At 71.6% G+C, this 16,304-nt stretch carries 14 protein-coding genes and 1 pseudogene; 6 read left to right on the forward strand and 9 right to left on the reverse strand.

Going from position 1 to position 16,304, the window contains the following annotated elements; all coding sequences use genetic code 11:
• Window positions 1–16: 16 nt before the first annotated feature.
• The 3 genes from AB0947_RS33940 (at window position 17) to AB0947_RS33950 (ending at window position 1,478) form a co-directional block, all read left to right on the forward strand.
• Window positions 17–619 carry an isochorismatase family cysteine hydrolase gene (locus tag AB0947_RS33940; protein ID WP_366754214.1) on the forward strand — a complete coding sequence of 201 codons (603 nt, stop codon included), beginning with the start codon at window positions 17–19 and terminating at the stop codon, window positions 617–619.
• Window positions 620–702: 83 nt separating this feature from the next.
• Window positions 703–1,203, forward strand: coding sequence for a hypothetical protein (locus AB0947_RS33945; RefSeq protein WP_366754215.1), 501 nt, complete (start codon window positions 703–705; stop codon window positions 1,201–1,203).
• Window positions 1,200–1,478 carry a nuclear transport factor 2 family protein gene (locus tag AB0947_RS33950; RefSeq protein ID WP_366754216.1) on the forward strand — a complete coding sequence of 93 codons (279 nt, stop codon included), beginning with the start codon at window positions 1,200–1,202 and terminating at the stop codon, window positions 1,476–1,478. Before AB0947_RS33945 ends, AB0947_RS33950 begins: the two co-directional genes overlap by 4 nt.
• On the opposite strand, the gene AB0947_RS33955 is transcribed toward AB0947_RS33950, so the two are convergent.
• From AB0947_RS33955 to AB0947_RS33970, 4 genes are all read right to left on the reverse strand, one after another.
• A complete protein-coding gene (locus tag AB0947_RS33955) occupies window positions 1,414–1,854 on the reverse strand; it encodes a GNAT family N-acetyltransferase (RefSeq protein ID WP_366754217.1) in 441 nt (146 codons plus the stop codon). The two genes, AB0947_RS33950 and AB0947_RS33955, sit on opposite strands and share 65 nt — an antisense overlap.
• Before the next feature lie 18 nt (window positions 1,855–1,872).
• Window positions 1,873–2,160, reverse strand: a complete 288-nt coding sequence (locus AB0947_RS33960) for a helix-turn-helix domain-containing protein (RefSeq protein ID WP_366754247.1) — start codon at window positions 2,158–2,160, stop codon at window positions 1,873–1,875.
• 181 nt (window positions 2,161–2,341) lie between these two features.
• Entirely contained in the window at window positions 2,342–2,875 is a 534-nt protein-coding gene (locus AB0947_RS33965; protein ID WP_366754218.1) for a DUF4863 family protein, read from the reverse strand.
• A 188-nt stretch (window positions 2,876–3,063) separates the two neighbouring features.
• Window positions 3,064–3,741, reverse strand: a complete 678-nt coding sequence (locus AB0947_RS33970) for a TetR/AcrR family transcriptional regulator (RefSeq protein ID WP_366754219.1) — start codon at window positions 3,739–3,741, stop codon at window positions 3,064–3,066.
• Window positions 3,742–4,134: 393 nt separating this feature from the next.
• Between AB0947_RS33970 and AB0947_RS33975 the strand changes: the two genes are divergently transcribed.
• Window positions 4,135–4,878: a nitroreductase gene (locus AB0947_RS33975; protein ID WP_366754220.1), complete on the forward strand. Its 744-nt coding sequence runs from the start codon at window positions 4,135–4,137 to the stop codon at window positions 4,876–4,878.
• A 792-nt stretch (window positions 4,879–5,670) separates the two neighbouring features.
• Here the strand turns inward: AB0947_RS33975 and AB0947_RS33980 are convergent.
• The 5 genes and pseudogenes from AB0947_RS33980 to AB0947_RS34000 form a co-directional block, all read right to left on the reverse strand.
• A pseudogene (locus AB0947_RS33980) lies at window positions 5,671–5,847 on the reverse strand (hypothetical protein); the annotation flags it as partial.
• Between the two features lie 453 nt (window positions 5,848–6,300).
• On the reverse strand, window positions 6,301–8,223 hold the full coding sequence (locus AB0947_RS33985; protein WP_366754221.1) for an N-acetylmuramoyl-L-alanine amidase: 1,923 nt from the start codon (window positions 8,221–8,223) through the stop codon (window positions 6,301–6,303).
• Between the two features lie 1,038 nt (window positions 8,224–9,261).
• On the reverse strand, window positions 9,262–11,325 hold the full coding sequence (locus AB0947_RS33990; protein WP_366754222.1) for a prolyl oligopeptidase family serine peptidase: 2,064 nt from the start codon (window positions 11,323–11,325) through the stop codon (window positions 9,262–9,264).
• A 208-nt stretch (window positions 11,326–11,533) separates the two neighbouring features.
• The gene (gene lysA, locus AB0947_RS33995) at window positions 11,534–12,922 is read right to left on the reverse strand and encodes a diaminopimelate decarboxylase (RefSeq protein ID WP_366754223.1); all 1,389 of its coding nucleotides are present in this window, start codon (window positions 12,920–12,922) and stop codon (window positions 11,534–11,536) included.
• Window positions 12,923–12,926: 4 nt separating this feature from the next.
• Complete coding sequence (locus tag AB0947_RS34000) at window positions 12,927–13,649, reverse strand: XRE family transcriptional regulator (RefSeq protein ID WP_366754224.1); 723 nt, start codon at window positions 13,647–13,649, stop codon at window positions 12,927–12,929.
• 128 nt (window positions 13,650–13,777) lie between these two features.
• On the opposite strand from AB0947_RS34000, the gene AB0947_RS34005 reads away from it, so the two are divergent.
• Both AB0947_RS34005 and AB0947_RS34010 read left to right on the forward strand, forming a co-directional pair.
• Window positions 13,778–14,746, forward strand: coding sequence for an SIS domain-containing protein (locus AB0947_RS34005; protein ID WP_366754225.1), 969 nt, complete (start codon window positions 13,778–13,780; stop codon window positions 14,744–14,746).
• Window positions 14,747–14,990: 244 nt separating this feature from the next.
• Window positions 14,991–16,304 (forward strand): M20/M25/M40 family metallo-hydrolase, encoded by a 1,314-nt coding sequence (locus AB0947_RS34010; RefSeq protein WP_366754226.1) that lies wholly within the window; start codon window positions 14,991–14,993, stop codon window positions 16,302–16,304.

The following is a 16,304-nucleotide window of genomic DNA, read 5'->3' on the forward strand; positions in this document are numbered from 1 at the left end:
CACCGAACGCGGTCGAGTGGGTCTGCTTCTCATCGACCTGGTCAACGAGAACTTCTCCGTGGACGGCAAGGCCTACCCCATCTACGCCCCCGAGTTCGAACGACTGGGCACGATCGACAATCTCAAGAAGCTCGTAGCGGGGGTGCGGCAGCACAAGGACATCCCCGTCTTCTACTCGACGACGTCCTTCAGCGACGAGGACTACTCGTCGTGGAAGCACGTCTCCGGCATCCACCGGCAGCTGTTCAGCCAGCGGATGTTCGAGGCGAACACCTGGAACACCGAGTTCTACGTGGACCTGGCCCCCCAGCCGGGTGACGTGGTCCTCTCCCCGCACAAGGGCCTCGACGTCTTGCACCACACCGATCTCGAGTTCCAGCTGCGGCAGCGCGGCGTCGAGTACCTGGCGATCGCCGGCGTCTCCGGGATCATGGCCGTGGAGTCGACGGCCCGCACCGCGATGGAGCGCGCCTACCACGTCACGACGTTCACCGACGCGATCGCCGCCCCCGGCGGCCTGGTCACCTACCAGGCGATGATGCGCGGACTGAACATGATCTCCCACGACGTGGTCAGCGTCGACGACTTCCTCGCCTCGCTCGACAAGCGCGCGGCGTAACACCTCACCATCGGACCGGCCAGCGGCAGGGCCGGGACATGCGGCGGGCGCCAGCGGGGTTGGCGGGCGTACGGCACCGGTTCGTGGCATCGGATTGCGGACTGCTCCGGCTGCTGTCAGCACTCAGCACCGTCTGCGTGGTGCTGCTCGCGCTCGGCGCCTGGCGGCCCTGCTCGCGCTCGGTGCCTGGCGGCCCTGCACGCGCTCGGTGCCTGGCGGCCCTGCACGCCGCGGGGCCGATCCTGGTGACGGGAGCCCTCACCGCCATGGTCAGTACCGTCGCGGTCACCGAGCCGCGACGATACGACCAGGCACGGACGCTCGCGGCCGGCGTGCCCGTCGCGCTGACGACCGCGGTGGCCGGTGCCGCGCTGGCGCCGTACCGGGTCCCGGCGGACGTGGTCTTCGTGCTGCTGATCTTCGCAGCCATGTACATCCGGCGGCTCGGCCGGCGCGCGACCACACCGGGCATCTTCGCCTTCCAGCTCTTCTTCGTGCCCCAGTTCGTCGGGACCCGCCTGGGCCAGCGCCTTCCGTCGGCGCCCCCGATCCGACAGCGCACGACCCGCCAGGAGCGACCATGACCGCAGTCGACGTCCCCGCTGCCATTGGCACGTTCATCGACGCCACCAACCGCGGCGACAGCGAGGCCTTCGTCGCCGCCTTCACCGAGGACGCCCACCTCTACGACTATGGGCGCGAGTTCCAGGGGCGCGACCGGGTGCGCGACTGGAACCGTACCGACAACATCGGCGCGCAGGCCCACTTCGACCTGGTGACGCGGCGGCGGGTCCCTATCCGGACAGTGCCCGCGAGCCAGACGGCAAGGGCCGTGGCCGCAGCGTTCCTCTCTTCCTGAGAGTCACCGCCCACCGCTCTGCGTGACGGCAACCAACGCGTGGGCGTGGCATTCCGCCGGGCGGTGGTGTCACCTCGGCGCAGTGTCGAGCCACTGCAGGATCCGGTGTCACCGCGTCGGCCAGGTCGGAGAACTCGTCGTGCCAGGAGAGGTACTTCTTGGCGTACGGGCACACGGGGACCACGCGCTTGCCGACGGCCCGTACGTCGGTCAGGGCGTCGTACACCAGCCGCGACGCCAGACCCTGGCCGGCGAACCACGAACATTCCTCCGGGACCCGGGCTCGACGTGCGCCAGGAGTACCGCTCCGACCGCCGCCACGTGGGCGGGCACCCGGCGCCCGGCGCGTGCAGGAGCAAGCCCTACAGGCACTCATGTGCCCTCAGCCAGCCACTCACTCCACTACAAGCACGTCGGTCCCGTCGAGCTGGGTGTGCTGCCGCGTGGCCGCGTGGATGTCCTCCAGGAAGGGCATAGCGGCCTCCCGGAGGTCCAGGGCCCGGGCGCGGCGAACTCCCACAGAGGCGGGCCGATGCCCACCCGGCGCCCTCCGGTGCGCATCCAGGAAACCCACGTCCGTTAGCTGGGCGACCAGCCGGTGCGCCGGCGCGACCGGGAGGGCCGCCCGGCGGGCGATCCCGGCGGCGGTCAGCCGTCGGCCGTCGTGGGTGGAAACCTCCAGGACCCGTGCCGGCGCGGGCGCTTACCGACTCACCGCTCTGGTAGCACGCCATGTCCTGCCCCTGCACCCCCCGACCCGGCCGGCGGCAGCCGCCGGGCGCGCCCACCGGGCGCCTCCGCACCACAGGCGCACGTTCACCGCGGCAGGCCGCCGCGGTGAACGTGCCCCGTGCGGCGCCTGCCTATACCGCGGCATCGGCAGCCTTGCCGGGACTGATGTCGTAGGAGATGCGTCCGGCGGGGAGGTAGAAGAGGGCGATCACCGCGCCGCCGCGTACCTCGGGGTAGTGGTGGCTGCCCGGGCCGGGCGCCGTCCAGCCCGGTCCCTGCCAGCCGTTCGGCCCCGCCAGCTCGGCTCCGGCGTCGATGGGGACGACGAGGTTCAGTTCGCCGTACGGGTGCGCGTGGTACTGGCCCCGGTAGGGCTCGACGCTGTCCATGTAGACGGCGGTGATGCTGAAGTAGTGTGTCTCGTCCGTCGGTTCGACGATGCGGCTGCGGCGGTAGCGGGGACCGTCGACCTCGACGTTCGCAGCCCAGCCCTCCAGCAGGACGCCTTTCTTGATCAGGCGTGCCAGGTCCTGGTACAGCTCGCTGTCGGGACCGTAGGTGGCGTTCAGCCAGCTCTCCAGGTCCGTGCCGGCCGTCCGGTTCCTGACTTCGGCCAGGAACGGGATGCTGCGCTCGATCAGTGCCTTGCGGCTGTCCTCGCTCATGCGCGGGCTCCTCTCGTGTCGTCACTGGGTCCGATGCCAAACTTTGCTCCCATATTTTATTACAGTCAATAGCTGTAACGGAAATGGCTCGGTTCGGCGTCCGCCCTGGGCGCACCGGGCGCGGCGCGGCGGAGCCGCGGGACACGGCCAGGAGCCGCGCCCGCTCAGGGTGGTATCAGGAACCGCCCTCAGGCGGAAGAATCCCCGCCGTCCGCGGCCAGCGCAGGCCAGATGGTGGCGACGATCTGTTCCGCGAAGCCAGCCGGGACCTCCCGGCCGGTCCGCAGGTAGTCGGCGAAGTAACTGCCGAAGCAGAAGGTGACGATCATGTCCAGGTCCACGTCCTCACGCACGGCGCCGCGGCGCTGCAGCGAGACGAGCGCCATCAGCAGTTCCTCGCAGCGCGGGCGCACGCCGTGCTCGCGCAACTGCTCCAGCAGACCGGGCGTCCGCTCGACCTCGGCCATGAAATTGCCGTGCAGGGCCATGGCGCGCTCGTTGTGATAACGGGGATCGAGACGCCTGACCGCTTCCACCAGCGCGTCGCGAGGGGGCAACTGCTCCATGTCCAGCGGGGGATAGGCCTCTCGCTGCTTGCGCAGCCCGTACTCGAGCGCGTCGATGACCAGGTCGTACTTGTTCGCCCAGCGTCGGTACAAGGTCGGCCGCGTGACGCCGGCATCCGCGACGATGTCGCCGATGGTCATGGAGGCGAAGCCATCGGTGGCCAGCCGCTTGCGCGTGGCCTGGATGATCGCCTCCTCGATCGCCGGGTCCCGGGGGCGGCCACCGGCGGGCGCCGCCGGCTCCGCGCCCGGACGCCTCCCGCTCTTTCCGGCCCGCTCCTCGGACCGCGTCGTCCTCACCCTAGCCATCTCATCCCTTCCCGACACACGAGCGCGGCGGAGCCGGATCGCCACACACTCCCCCAGCGCACCAGCACCCTACGCGAACCGCGGGCCGCCGCGCGCCGCACCTTCACAGGACGACGCGGCGAACGGAGGCATTTTGTTTACAGATATTGACCGTAACTGAACTAGCCTCTAGCGTCACGCGAACCACAGAGCGTGGTGATGGGACCGATGTCGAGGAGGTCAACCATGGTGACACCACTACGGAGCCGATCGACCACGCCGGGGCACCCCGGCCGCGCAGCGTCCTCCGGCCTTCAGAGGAACGGCCAGCGCGCCGCTCCCCGCCCCGGCCCCGTATCCGCCCTCCGGCACCGCGCCTTTTGAGGCCTGACATTGGAAACGACCATGCACCACACCCCGGCGACGGCGCCGGCCGCGGCCCCGCCCGCGGCAACGGCCCCCGTCACGGTGGAGGACGCGCTGCGCAGCCGGCGCAGCACGCGCGCGTTCCTGCCGACGCCCGTCCCCCGTTCCACGGTCGAGCGGCTCCTGGGCCTGGCCGCCCGGTCCGCCAGCAATTCCAACTGCCAGCCCTGGCGCGTCCACGTCGTCACCGGGGCGGCGAAACATGCCCTCACCGCCGCGCTCCTGCGGGCGCATGCCGACGACGACGGGCGGGGACGCGACTACGACTACCAGCCCGGGCAGGACGGATGGCCCGAGCCCTTCCGTTCACGCCGCCGCCGGTTCGGGGAGAGCCTGTACCGAGACACGCTCGGGATCCGCGCGGACGACATCGGCGCCCGGCTCTGCCACCACCGGCGTAATTACGACTTCTTCGGTGCGCCCGTCGGCATCGTCCTCACGACCAGCCGTCACCCCCAGCAGAGCGCCCTCGTCGATGCGGGACTCTTCCTGCAAGCCTTGATGCTCGCCGCTCGTGGCGACGGCCTGGACACCTGCCCCGAGGCTTCGCTCATCGACTTCTCTCCGGTCCTGCGCCGCCACCTGCTGATCCCCGACGACCAGGTGATCGTCTGCGGACTCGCCCTCGGGTACGCCGACCCCGCGCACCGCCTGAACCTGCTGCGCACCCCGCGCGAACCCGTCGGCGCCTTCGCGACCTTCCACGGAGACGAAACCGAGTAGAGGCCCCCGAGCCTCCGGACGCCCTTCCGGATCCGTCCTTGCGGCCCGGGGCCCGGCACCTCTGTGACGGCACCCGGGACGGCACACCGGCCGGCCCGCATGCCGTCCGTCGGCCGTCTTGCCCGGCGCCCGGCACACGGCACCTTCGGGGTGGCCATCGTGGCCGTCGCCGTCCTCTGCAAGCTCCTCCAAGGCGCGGCCGACGGCGCAGCGGGCCGACCGGCCGCCGCCGTTCGCCGGACCGGTTTTTGAGCGGATGGTCCGCGCCCGGGATCGGGACGAAGGACCGGGATGACGGACGGCGTCGAAGATCTGCCGTGCGTTGTCCGCCTTCATCGTCTCGTCGGTCGGGGAGTGCATGACCGGCAACGCGGCGCCCAGCCGCCGGATGCGTTCGTACGAGGCTGGACGGGGAGGTCTTCGAGGAATTGCCGGCGGATGCGGAAGGTCCTGCCGCCCAGGTCGCTCCGCCTCACCGCGCCGCCCCATCGTCGCCCGGCCGTCCTCCAGGCCACGTCCGAACGGAACGTTGTCCGCCGTCCGGGCCGGCATCTGGCCGCGGTCGACGCGCCACCGGCGGAGCTCGTCGGACTCCGCGACGGCCTGGCCCGGCAGATCGGCGGCACCTCCGGGCCGGCCGGTCGCCTGGTAGCCGCCGTAGTGGGTCACGGGGCTCCACGGCAGGCTGACGGGGGCCAGGGCGTCGTCGAGGCCCTCGTACTCGGCCGTGGCGTAGACGATGCGGCCTCCGACGACGGTCAGCAGGGACTCGATGTGCGGGATGTCCGCCTCGGCGATCTCGAAGAAGTCTTGGTCGAGGATGGCGAAGTCGCCGAAGTAGCCGGGGCGCAGCAGGTCCTGGGCGTCTTCTTCGCCGGTCAGGCCGCTTCGCCCATGATGTACAGGTCGAGTGCGGTGGCCCGATCGACCCGATTGGGCCTCAGCTCCGGCGCCGATCGCCGAGGTCAGGCCGAACCGGTAAGTGCCGGGTGGAGATCTGCTGGTCGGCGGTGCCCAGGACCGGTGCCTTCACCAGGTGGAGTAGACGATCAGCGCGCTGGGCGCGGCGAGCGGCATCCGCCCGGGTTCGCCGTCCCGGCCGCGCATGATCCGTCCGTCGTGCAGATCATGCGCACGTCATTCGAGTTCACGTTGCGCGAGCCGCCCACCGAGGCGACGCCGGCCCACCGATACCTCCGCGTCCTGCGGCGACCCCGGGTCCGCCGGCCGGGCAGCGGCGCCGGGCCCGGGGTGGGCGGGCTGTAGCACCAGCACTCGGAGGAGCAGCACGGCCGGCCCGTGCCATTCGCGTGCATGTGCCGTCCGCGGACCGGCGCGGGGACGCGTGAACGGGGTGACCGGCGGCCCGTACCGCTCGGGTACGTGCCGCCGGGCCACCCCGCCGCGGAACTCCACCAGACCCTAGCTGTCTTCGGCGTTCACGCCGTCGGCGTAGATCAGGACGGTCTTGTGGCTGTACTGGATGGTGTACATCTTCTTGGCGCCGAAGACGACCTTGCCGCTGGAGGGGAAGAAGTCGTCCGTCAGGGCCGGTGCCGCGGTGGACACGTAGGCCTGGCCGGCGGGGACCGTGTACATGCTCAGCGGGGCCTGGGTCGACGGTGAGAGGCCGGCGGGGTATTCGGCGGCGTCCGGGTAGTTGGTTCCGTAGACCTTCAGCGCCTGGTCACCGGCGGGCCTGACGATCGTCACACCGTGGGCCGGAATGGTGTTGCGGCCTCGCGGGTTGTGGAACCACACCTTGCTGCCGCTGTACCAGATCGCCGTCCAGTCGCCCTCCTTGCCGGCGACGACGAACTGCTGCCCGGCCTGGGCGGTGGCGCCCCAGTCGCTGATGCGGTCGGTGCCGGGGGCACCGGGGTGGATCGTCTGCTCGCCGAAGAGCGGAGCGTCGGCACGCGGCTCGGTGCGCAGGTAGACGAAGTTCGAGGGCTGGTGCACGGTGGTGCACTCCGTAGTGGCGCCACTGCCGTCGTCCTGCGGGCACAGCTCCATGGTCTGCTTGTTGCGGGCGAAACCGGGCGCGATGGTCACCGCGGAGCCGACTTCCCCGAATCCGTGCCGTCCCTTGAGGGGAGCGCCCACCATGGCCATGAAATGCGTCCAGTTCCACGACGGGCCCGGGTCCCAGTGCTGGTCCTTGGTGAACCGGTCGGCCGGGGCCGGGATGTTGTCGTGGCCGATGATGTGCTGACGGTCGAGCGGGATGTCGAACCGCGCGGCCAGGTACTTCACCAGCTCCGCGGTCGTGTGGTACTCCGACTCGGTGTACCAGGTGGCGCCGTGCGCGGCGTAGCCCTCGTGTTCGATGCCGATCGAGTGCAGGTTGGTGGAGTAGTTGCCCGCGTGGAAGCCCAGGTTCTTGGTGGGCACCATCTGGGTGACCGCACCGTCCGACGACCGCACCACGTAGTGGGCCGCGACGCTGCTCGCCGGGTTCTGGAAGGTGGCGATCGCCGACTCGTAGGGCGACTCGGTGTCGTGGATGACGATCTGGTCGATCCGGATGCCGTTCGCCGGCCGGTCGGAGACCTGCCCGTTCCTCGCGGCGGCCGGGACGAAGGTGCAGTCCAGCGTCGGCGGACATTCGGTGTCCGCCGACGCGGCCGCGGGCAGATCCAGCTTGTTCACCTGCGAGGTGGCCGGATGCAGGGCGGAGTCGGCCTCGAGCCTGAGGTTCTGGCCGTCGGCCGTCTTGCGGGCGACACCGCTCTTCATGGTGGCGAAGACGCGGTCGGCGAACGCGGTCGCGCCCTGACGCACCGTGGACTGGCTGTAGCGGGCGATCGCCCCGTACCAGTCGTTCGGGTCGTCGGACGTCCGGCCGGTCAGCTCCTTCTGGTACGACGCCAGGAGCGCGGCACCACCGCGGATGTTCGCGGCAGGGTCGTCGCGCAGCTCGTCGGATGACAGCCCGGTCAACGTGGCCGCGGTCTGCAGCGTGTGCCGGGCCTCGCCCTTGGCCAGCTCCTCGGCCTCCGCCCGGCCGGCCATGCCGGCGGCGCCGCCGGCGATCATCTCGGGCGTGACATCGGTCAGGTGCATGGGGCCGAAGCCGCCGGACGCGCTGTGGTGTCCCTGGTGCGTCTCCCATGCCGACTGCTGGTAGGCCACCGCCAGCAGCACCTGCTGGGGCACCTCGTACGCCTCGGCCGCCGCCGTGAAGTCCCGCTGGAGTACGGCGTCCGCGGCAGAGTTGTCCCCCGTCGCCTGCGCCACCACCGGTACGGCTATGGCTCCCGCCACCGCTATGGCGGCGGCGCCGAGCGCGATGGGCCGCCGCCGAGAGGCGTGCCTGCGGCGTGATGCTGTGTTCTTCGTCATCAAATTCCCGAATCAGGGCTGGGGAGTCACACCATCCGCCAGCAGTTTGGAGCGGCACAGAGCGGATCGTCGGGCGAAATATCGTTCAGCACGCGGACCCATCTCGGGGCACGCTGAACCGCCGTCAACCCATGTTCCGGCCATGAAGTCGATGCACACTGAACCTAGCAGACGATTAAATTTTCAACCACAACCGGAACCGAGACACGTTGTTACGGGTTCACGCCGACGTCGGCACCCCCGCGGGTGTGAGCGAGGAAACTCAGCCGGCCATGGAGCGGAGCCGACCCGCCGGGGGCTGATCGGCGGGCGAGGCGAAGGTTGCCCTGAACGGTGCACGCGGTGGAGGTGTCGAAGGCACGCCCCGCGCAGCCCTTCATGCACCGCGTCCAGTTCACGCGCCCACGACCTGACATCCGCAAGGTCCCCACCCATAACCACACCAGCGACTCACCTGGCCATCAGGCACGGCAAGCACCGTTGCAGTACGAGTGGGTACCACGAGTGCCGTCCTTGCCGCCGACATCAGACCCAAACACATACATGGCAAGTGGCACTACGTGTGGGTCCTACAGAAGACGGCCGCCCGCTGAGGTGTTAGGCACCTCCCTTCGACGACACACAGACTCAGCTGGGGGCCGTCGTCGCGGCCGTGTTTGACGGCCGTGGAGACGGAGCGGGCCTCCGGGTGCCCGTCGGCGGGCTGGACGCTGCGGTAGAGCTCGGCGTCGGACAAGGGGCCGTTTGCCGTCCCGCCAGGGACGGGTGTCAGGTGCCGGCCCCACCAGTCAGAAACGGCGCCAGCCCGCCGAGTCGCACCGGGTGGGATCGTCAACCGTTCAGCGTCCACACCTGGGCACGGCACGGCCACGCCGATCCGTCGGCCGCATGGACCACGATCCGCCGGCCGGGGGACATCCTGTGTCGGAGCGCCCCAGGCCGCAGGAGACAGCGGGGCACCACCTCGGGCAGCAGGAGGCCGCTGGGACGCAGGGAGCTCACGGGTCCGTCGGATGCCCTCGTCCGGTCGTCGGGGGGTCACAGGGCCTCGGCGTCCAGCGGGACGTCGGGGGCGATGTGGTCGCCGATGACCTGGCGGTAGAGCGCGACCTCGGCCAGCAGGGAGCGACGCACGCTGTCGGCCCGGCGGAAGCCGTGTCCCTCGCCCTCGAAGAGCAGGAAGCGGTGCCAGACCCCGCGTTCGGCCAGGTTGTCCACGATGCGCGTGGCCTGGTCCGGACGGCAGATGAAGTCATCCGCGCCCTGGAGCATCACCAGCGGCGCGGTGATGCGGTCGGCGTTCGCGGCCGGCGAGATCTTCTCGAACCGGGCCCGGTCCCGCGGGAGCACGCCGACCAGTGTGTCCACATAGCGTGCTTCGAAGTCGTGGGTGTGATCGGCCCGCCATTGTGCCGGTTCACTGATCGGGTAGAGGACCGTGCCCGCGCAGAAGACGTCGGTGTGCGTCAGGCAGGCCAGGGCGGTCCAGCCGCCTGCCGAGCCACCGCGCACGGCCGTGCGGGCGGGGTCGGCCAGGCCGTCGGCGGCCAGTGCGCGGGCGACGGTGACGCAGTCGTCGACGTCCACCACTCCCCACTGTCCGCGCAGCCGGTCGCGGTAGGCCCTGCCGTAGCCGGTGGAGCCGCCGTAGTCGACGTCCGCGACGGTGAAGCCCCGGCTGGTGAAGAAGGAGTACTCCAGGTCGGCGGTGACGCCGCCGGAGCTCGTCGGGCCGCCGTGCACCTGTATCAGCAGCGGCGGCAGTTCGCCCTCGGGTGCCGTGGCGGTGGGATGGGTGGGCCGGTGCAGCACGAAGTGGACGGGCCGGCCCTGTGCGTCGTGAACGGTGCGGCGTTCGGGCAGCGGCTGCCAAGGGGACAGCGGGTCCTCGGTCCGGGTCCTGGTGCGTCGTGCCGGACCGGAACCGGGTGCCAGCGGCACCGACAGCAGGGCCGAGCCGAGGGCCGGGTCGGCGGCGCGAACCAGGACCCGCTCGCCGTCGGACCAGAGGTCGCCCTGGAACCTGCTCCAGCCCTCGGCGAGTCCGGTCAGCGCGCCGCTCTCCGGTGACCAACAGGACAGCTGCTGAGGGCCGTTGCCGTGCGGCATCACCACGCCGTACGGCGTGACGGCGAACCAGCTCGCTCCGACCCGCCAAACGGGCCCGGCGCAGTCCTGCTGAAGGGGGAGTACGTTGGTGATCGCCCTGGCCGTCGGCCGGCTGGGAATCAGGTCGACGCGGTGCAGGTTCCACCATCCGTCCGGGTCGGCCATGGCGTAAAGGGTGTCGGGCCCCGCCCATGCGGCCTGGGGTACGGACACCTCCGTGCCCCCATGGCTGCCGCCGAGCAGACGAACGGGCTCGCCGGCGACACCGTCGTGCAGGTCGGCGACCATCAGCTCCGATGCGTCCCAGGGCATGTGCGGGTGGTCCCAGCCGATCCAGGCGAGCCGCCGGCCGTCCGGTGAGGGACGGTGCCCGCAGACGAAGTGGTGCGAACGGGCCACGACGCGCAGGGCTCCCGGGTCCTGGGCGGCGGCACCGGACAGCGGTACGGCGACGATCTCGCGCACGGTGCGCACGGCCGGGTCGGCGTCGTGCGGTGCGGTGGCCGCGCGAGTGGTCTCCCGCACGCACCACACCTCGGTGCCGTCGAGACCGGTCACAGGATCGGCCCAGCAGGTCTCCCGGCCGGGCGGGTCGGCCGGAGTGAGCGGGACGGACACCGGGAACACGTCGTCCTCGGCGGCCCCGAGGCGCGGGACCTCGGCTCGGTACAGCCGCTGGTCGCGCTGATCGGTGAAGACCAGCAGGTGGCTGTCGGCGGCCGTCTCCGCGGGGCGTACCCAGTACGGTCTGCCGCCATAGCCGAGAGAACGGTTGCGCACGGAGACGCCGGGGGCGAGCACCGGGACGGGCTCCTCGTGTCCGGGGGCGTTGCGCAGCAGCCGTACGGTCGCGGTGGCCGGCTCGGAGGCGCACCACCAGTTCTCGTCGGCGGCTCCTGCGGGCCAAGAGGTCGATCCGGAGGCGTCGGCGACCGCCTCGACGGTGATCGGGGACGGCCAGGTGCCGTAGGGCAGGTGAACCTCGGTGGACATGGGCTGACTCCGAGTCGAGAGGAAGAGTTGGTCAGCGGTGCGGGCGGGGGCTCCGTGCGCGGGCCACCACCGCCCTAGGGTGGACGGCGGGGTCGGCGTGTCGGCACGGGGGGGGCGCTCGCCGGACCCTGCGCGGGCACGCCGTGAGCAACGGGCGTTCCCGCATCCGGTCTCAGGACGGCGGGCGGCCGGCGGGAGGCCGGGGGCATCACCCGGCGGTCAGCTGCACCGGCTCGCCGTGGGCGTCGCGGCGGCGCAGGTCGGCCGGGGTCTCCCGGCGGACCATCAGGCGGGCCCGGCCGTCGCGTACGGCGACGACGGCGGGCCGGGGCTGGGCGTTGTAGTTGCTGGCCATGGCGTGGTGGTAGGCGCCGGTGGCCGGAACGGCCAGCAGGTCCCCCGTGGTCACTCCGGCGGGCAGGGCGATGTCGGGCACGACCACGTCGCCGCTCTCGCAGTGGCGGCCGACGACCACGGCGTGCACCGGATCGCCCTCGGCGGGGCGATTGGCGGTCCACGCGGTGTAGCGGGCGAGGTAGAGGGAGGGGCGCAGGGCGTCGCTCATGCCGCCGTCTATGGAGACGAATCGGCGGCGCAGCCCGTCCTTGACGGCGCCGACGCGGTAGAGCGTCACCCCGGCGGTGCCGATCATCGACCGGCCGGGCTCGACGGCGAGCCGTATTGCCGCGCCGGGCAGCACCCGCTCCAGGCCGGCTCGCAGGGCGGCCGTGAATGCGGAAGGGTCGAGGCGGGGCTGGCCCGGCAGGTAGGGGATGCCGGCGCCGCCGCCGAGGTCGATCTCCTCAACCGTGATGCCGTGCCGCTCGGCGAGCAGGGCGACGAAGGCGGCGACCCGTTCGGCGGCCAGGGACAATCCCCCGGTGGCGGTGATCTGCGAGCCGATGTGGGAGTGCACTCCCGCCAGCCGCAGGGAGGAGCGCGCCACGACGGCGAGCACCGCCCCTTCGGCGTGGCCGCCGCGCACCGGGAAGCCGAACTTGACGTCGTCACCGCCGGTGGCCATGTAGTCGTGGGTCTCCGCCGCGACGCCGGGGGCGATCCGGACGTAGACGTCCTGGACCCGGTCGGCCGCGGCCGCCGCGTCCGCCAGCCTGCCGATCTCCTCCAGGCAGTCGACGACCACCACACCCACGCCGTGGCCGACGGCCGCTTCGAGTTCGGCCACGGACTTGTTGTTGCCGTGGAAGACGATTCTGGCGGCGTCGAAGCCGGTGTCCACGGCGAGTTGGAGTTCCCCGTCGCTGCACACGTCCAGGTGCAGCCCCTCGGAATCGACCCAGCGGACCATCTCCGCGCACAGAAATGCCTTGGAGGCGTAGTGCACGCGGTCGGCGCCGGAGTCGCGCCACAGCCGGGCCCGGTGGCGGAAGTCGGCCTCGTCCACCACGTACAGCGCCGTGCCGCAGGCGTCGGCCAGGTCGTCCAGGGCGACACCCCCGACGTGCAGCCGGCCCTTGACGGTGCGGGCGGTCAGCGGCCACACCTCGGGGGCCGTCTCGGGTGAGGCGGCCGCCGCCAGTCCGTCGGGCAGCAGGGTCCGCGCGATGGGTGCGGGCAGGGAGCGTGCGGTGGACACGGGGTTACTCCTGGGTGAGGACGACGAGCAGAAGCAGGTCGTCGCTGGCGTCGGTGAAGTGGTGTTCGTCCGTGGCCGCGAAGTGGCAGCTGTCGGTGGGGCGCAGCAGCCGTACGCCGCCCCCCACCGCCACCCGGCAGGAGCCGGCGAGGACGAGTACGAACTCCTCGCCCGGGTGGGTGGTCGGGTGGTCGTGGTCGCCGAGGTCGGCGTGGAGCAGCCGGATGCCGATGAGGCCCGCGCCCGGGGCGGTCAGGTCCCAGATGCCGTGGTGGCCGTCGACCTGGGCGAGCAGCGGGGCCGGTGCGAACCGCGGGGGGAAGCTCGCCACGCCGGCGGCGCCCGGCCGGATGCCGCCGAGGAGTTCGGCGGGCGTGGAGCCGAGGGCGTCGGCGATCTGGCAGAGGGTGCGGAACGTGGGGTTGGCGGCACCCGACTCCATCTGCGAGACGTACGCCGCTGAGACGCCGGCCCGGGCGGCCACCGCGCTGAGGGTGAGGCCGGCGGCCCGGCGCACACGGGCGACGGAGGCTGCGAGCGCGTCCCCGGTGCCGACGCTGCCGGGGACCGTGATGCGGCCGAACCCGGTGGGGTCGCTCTTTCCCGCGTCTCTGCCCGCTTCGGCGTCCTGTTGTCCGGGATCGTCCGGGGAAGGACGTGAAACCTGCGCCGGCACGGGGGACTTGGCCGGAAAGTTTCCCGCTCCGGTGACTCTTGACGAGGTCATGCGGCGACAGTAAGACTCACGCATCACTTAGATCAAGCAATCTGACGCCGTCATTTAACTGTCAGCACAGAGGCAGTTCAGCACCCGGATTCCCAGGTGCGGGCCGCCCTGAGCGGGAGGGGTGAGCAGTGACCGGTCCTCTGGCGCCGACGCCGACTCTCGAGTTGCTGCGCGCGGCGGCCGAACTGTGCGGGCCCACCGCGCAGCGCTTGTTCGCGGTGCTGGCGAAGGACTATCCGGCCTCGCTGGAGCGCCGTCCGGGTCAGTTGTTGCGCGCGGCCGGCGCAAGTGCCGCGGACCTGGACGGACTGCTGGCGGCGGCCGGGGTGGCGTCCACCGACGACCTACGCCGATTGGCGGCCCGGGAGGCCGGTCAGCGCCTGGCCGAGCCCGATCTGCGGTTCACCAGCCGTGAGCCCCGGTCCGAGCCGCGCGAGCGGTCGGCGCTGCGTCGCATGATCACCGCGGAGCAGGACAACCTCCGCCGCACGCTGGCGGATCTGCAGGCCAACGGGTCGCTGGAGGTGGCCGCCGCCGCCCTTTTGCGGGCGCGGCGGCGGTGGGTGCTCGGCGACCTGAAGTCGGCCGGGTACGCCTCGCTGCTGACCAGCGACCTCACCAGCAGCATGCGCGACGTGTTCCTGGTGCAGCCAGCGACGGGCGCGGCGGTCAACGCCGTCAGCGACGCACACGCGGACGATGCCCTGGTCGTGTTCAGCTTCCGCAACTACAGCCGCCTGACGGTGGACGTGGCTCGAGAGTTCCACGCGCTGGGCGCCTCGGTGATCGCGTTGACCGACAGCTACACCAGTCCGGTGTGCTCCTTCGCCTCACACGTCCTGGCGGTGGACACACGCAGCGAGTCGCCACACCACTCGCCGACGGCGGTGGCGGCGGCGGCCCACGTGCTGGCAGCCCTGGCCGCCGCCGGCGCCAAGGGCGCGGCCCGCAGGAGCCGACGTCGCGCGGAGCTCTTCCGCTCCCTGGGTAGTTACGGCCTCGGCCATCCGGCGTCCGACGCGGCTCCGGCGACCTTAGGGGGCGTCGGCGGCGACCCCGGCCTCACCGGAACCGCCGCCGGCAATCCGGACACGTGAACCCCGGCCATCCGTGACACACCCTCCTTCCCCTCGGGCGGCCACCCACCCGCACGGTGCACGCCCCCTTCGCCCCGTCCATGTCCCACCCGTTCCTCGCCTCCGCGAGTCCGTCGCGCGGAGCCATCGGCGCCAGAGGCAACCCCTCGTCCCTGCCGCCGGGAAGGCACCTGGTCCCCTCCGTATGAGCCATCCCTCCCACTGTCAGGACAGCGCCGCTCCCTCCCCCGTTGAGGACGCCGCCTTGACCGCCGAAGTCACCGAATTGTGCGCACGGCTGATCCGCTTCGACACCAGCAACTACGGTGCGGGCGACTCCCGCGGTGAGCGGGAGGCGGCCGAGTGGACCGCCGAACTGCTCTCCGACTCCGGTTACGAGCCCGTCGTGCTGGAGTCGGCCCCGCGCCGAGCCAGCACGGTGGTCCGTATCCCCGGTGAGGACCGCGACGCCCCGGCCCTGCTGGTCCACGGCCATCTGGACGTGGTGCCGGCCGAGCCCGCCGACTGGAGCTTCGACCCGTTCTGCGGAGAGATCCGCGACGGGGCCGTCCTCGGTCGCGGGGCGCTGGACATGAAGGACATGGACGCGATGATGCTGGCGGTCGCCCGCTCGTGGGCGCGCCGCGGCGTGCGTCCACCACGCGACGTGGTGATGGCGTTCGTCGCCGACGAGGAGGACACGGGCGATCTGGGCGCCGGCTTCCTCGTCGCACGGCATCCGGACCTCTTCGACGGGGTGGCCACCGCGATCGGCGAGTCAGGGGGCTACTCGGTCCACCTGCCCGACGCGAGCCGGCTCTACCCGATCGCCGTCGGGGAGCGCGGCAGCGCCTGGATGGACCTGACCGCGCGCGGTGCGGCCGGCCACGGGTCCCGTCCCGCTCCTGACAACGCTGTCGCCACCCTGGCGACGACGCTCGCGGCGCTCGCCGCGCACCGCTGGCCGGTCAGGATCGTGCCGGCGGTCGCCGCCCTGCTGGAGGGACTCTCGTCCCACCTGGGCGTCACGGTCGACCCGGCCGATCCCGCGTCGCTGGCGCAGCTGGGCGAGGCGGCGAAACTGGTCGAGGCCACCGTCGCCAACACGCTCAACCCGACGACGCTGAGGGCGGGTTACAAGCACAACGTCATCCCGAGCGAGGCGACGGCCGGTGTGGACGGCCGTGTGCTGCCCGGCGCGGAGGATGACTTCTTCGCGACGGTGGACGCGCTGCTCGGCGAGAAGGTCTCCCGTTCCTTCCACAGCTTCTGCGCCCCCGTCTTCGCCGACCACGAATCCCGCGAGTTCGCGGGGATGGCCGAGGCGCTGCGCCGGGCCGATCCCGAGGCACTGATCCTGCCGTTCATCATGTCCGGCGGCACCGACGCGAAGGCCTTCGCCCGGCTCGGGATCCAGTGTTACGGCTTCGGCCCCGGTCTGACCCCGCCCGGCTTCGACGCCTGGCGGTACGTCCACGGCGTCGACGAACAGGTCCTGGTGAGCAGCCTGGAGTTCGGCGTACGGGTGCTGGAGGACTTCCTGCGCAGCGACCTGCCCACCGTCGGCGCGGACCGGTGA

The sequence above is a fragment of the Streptomyces sp. NPDC047841 genome, assembly GCF_040704085.1.
Taxonomy (GTDB): domain Bacteria; phylum Actinomycetota; class Actinomycetes; order Streptomycetales; family Streptomycetaceae; genus Streptomyces; species Streptomyces argyrophylli.

Bases quoted from the DNA above. Each gene is read 5' to 3' on its own strand.
- AB0947_RS33950 (WP_366754216.1), top strand. From the start codon at position 1,200: ATGACCGCAGTCGACGTCCCCGCTGCCATTGGCACGTTCATCGACGCC.
- AB0947_RS33955 (WP_366754217.1), bottom strand. From the start codon at position 1,854: ATGAGTGCCTGTAGGGCTTGCTCCTGCACGCGCCGGGCGCCGGGTGCC.
- AB0947_RS33965 (WP_366754218.1), bottom strand. From the start codon at position 2,875: ATGAGCGAGGACAGCCGCAAGGCACTGATCGAGCGCAGCATCCCGTTC.
- AB0947_RS33975 (WP_366754220.1), top strand. From the start codon at position 4,135: ATGCACCACACCCCGGCGACGGCGCCGGCCGCGGCCCCGCCCGCGGCA.
- AB0947_RS33985 (WP_366754221.1), bottom strand. From the start codon at position 8,223: ATGACGAAGAACACAGCATCACGCCGCAGGCACGCCTCTCGGCGGCGG.
- AB0947_RS33990 (WP_366754222.1), bottom strand. From the start codon at position 11,325: ATGTCCACCGAGGTTCACCTGCCCTACGGCACCTGGCCGTCCCCGATC.
- AB0947_RS34000 (WP_366754224.1), bottom strand. From the start codon at position 13,649: ATGACCTCGTCAAGAGTCACCGGAGCGGGAAACTTTCCGGCCAAGTCC.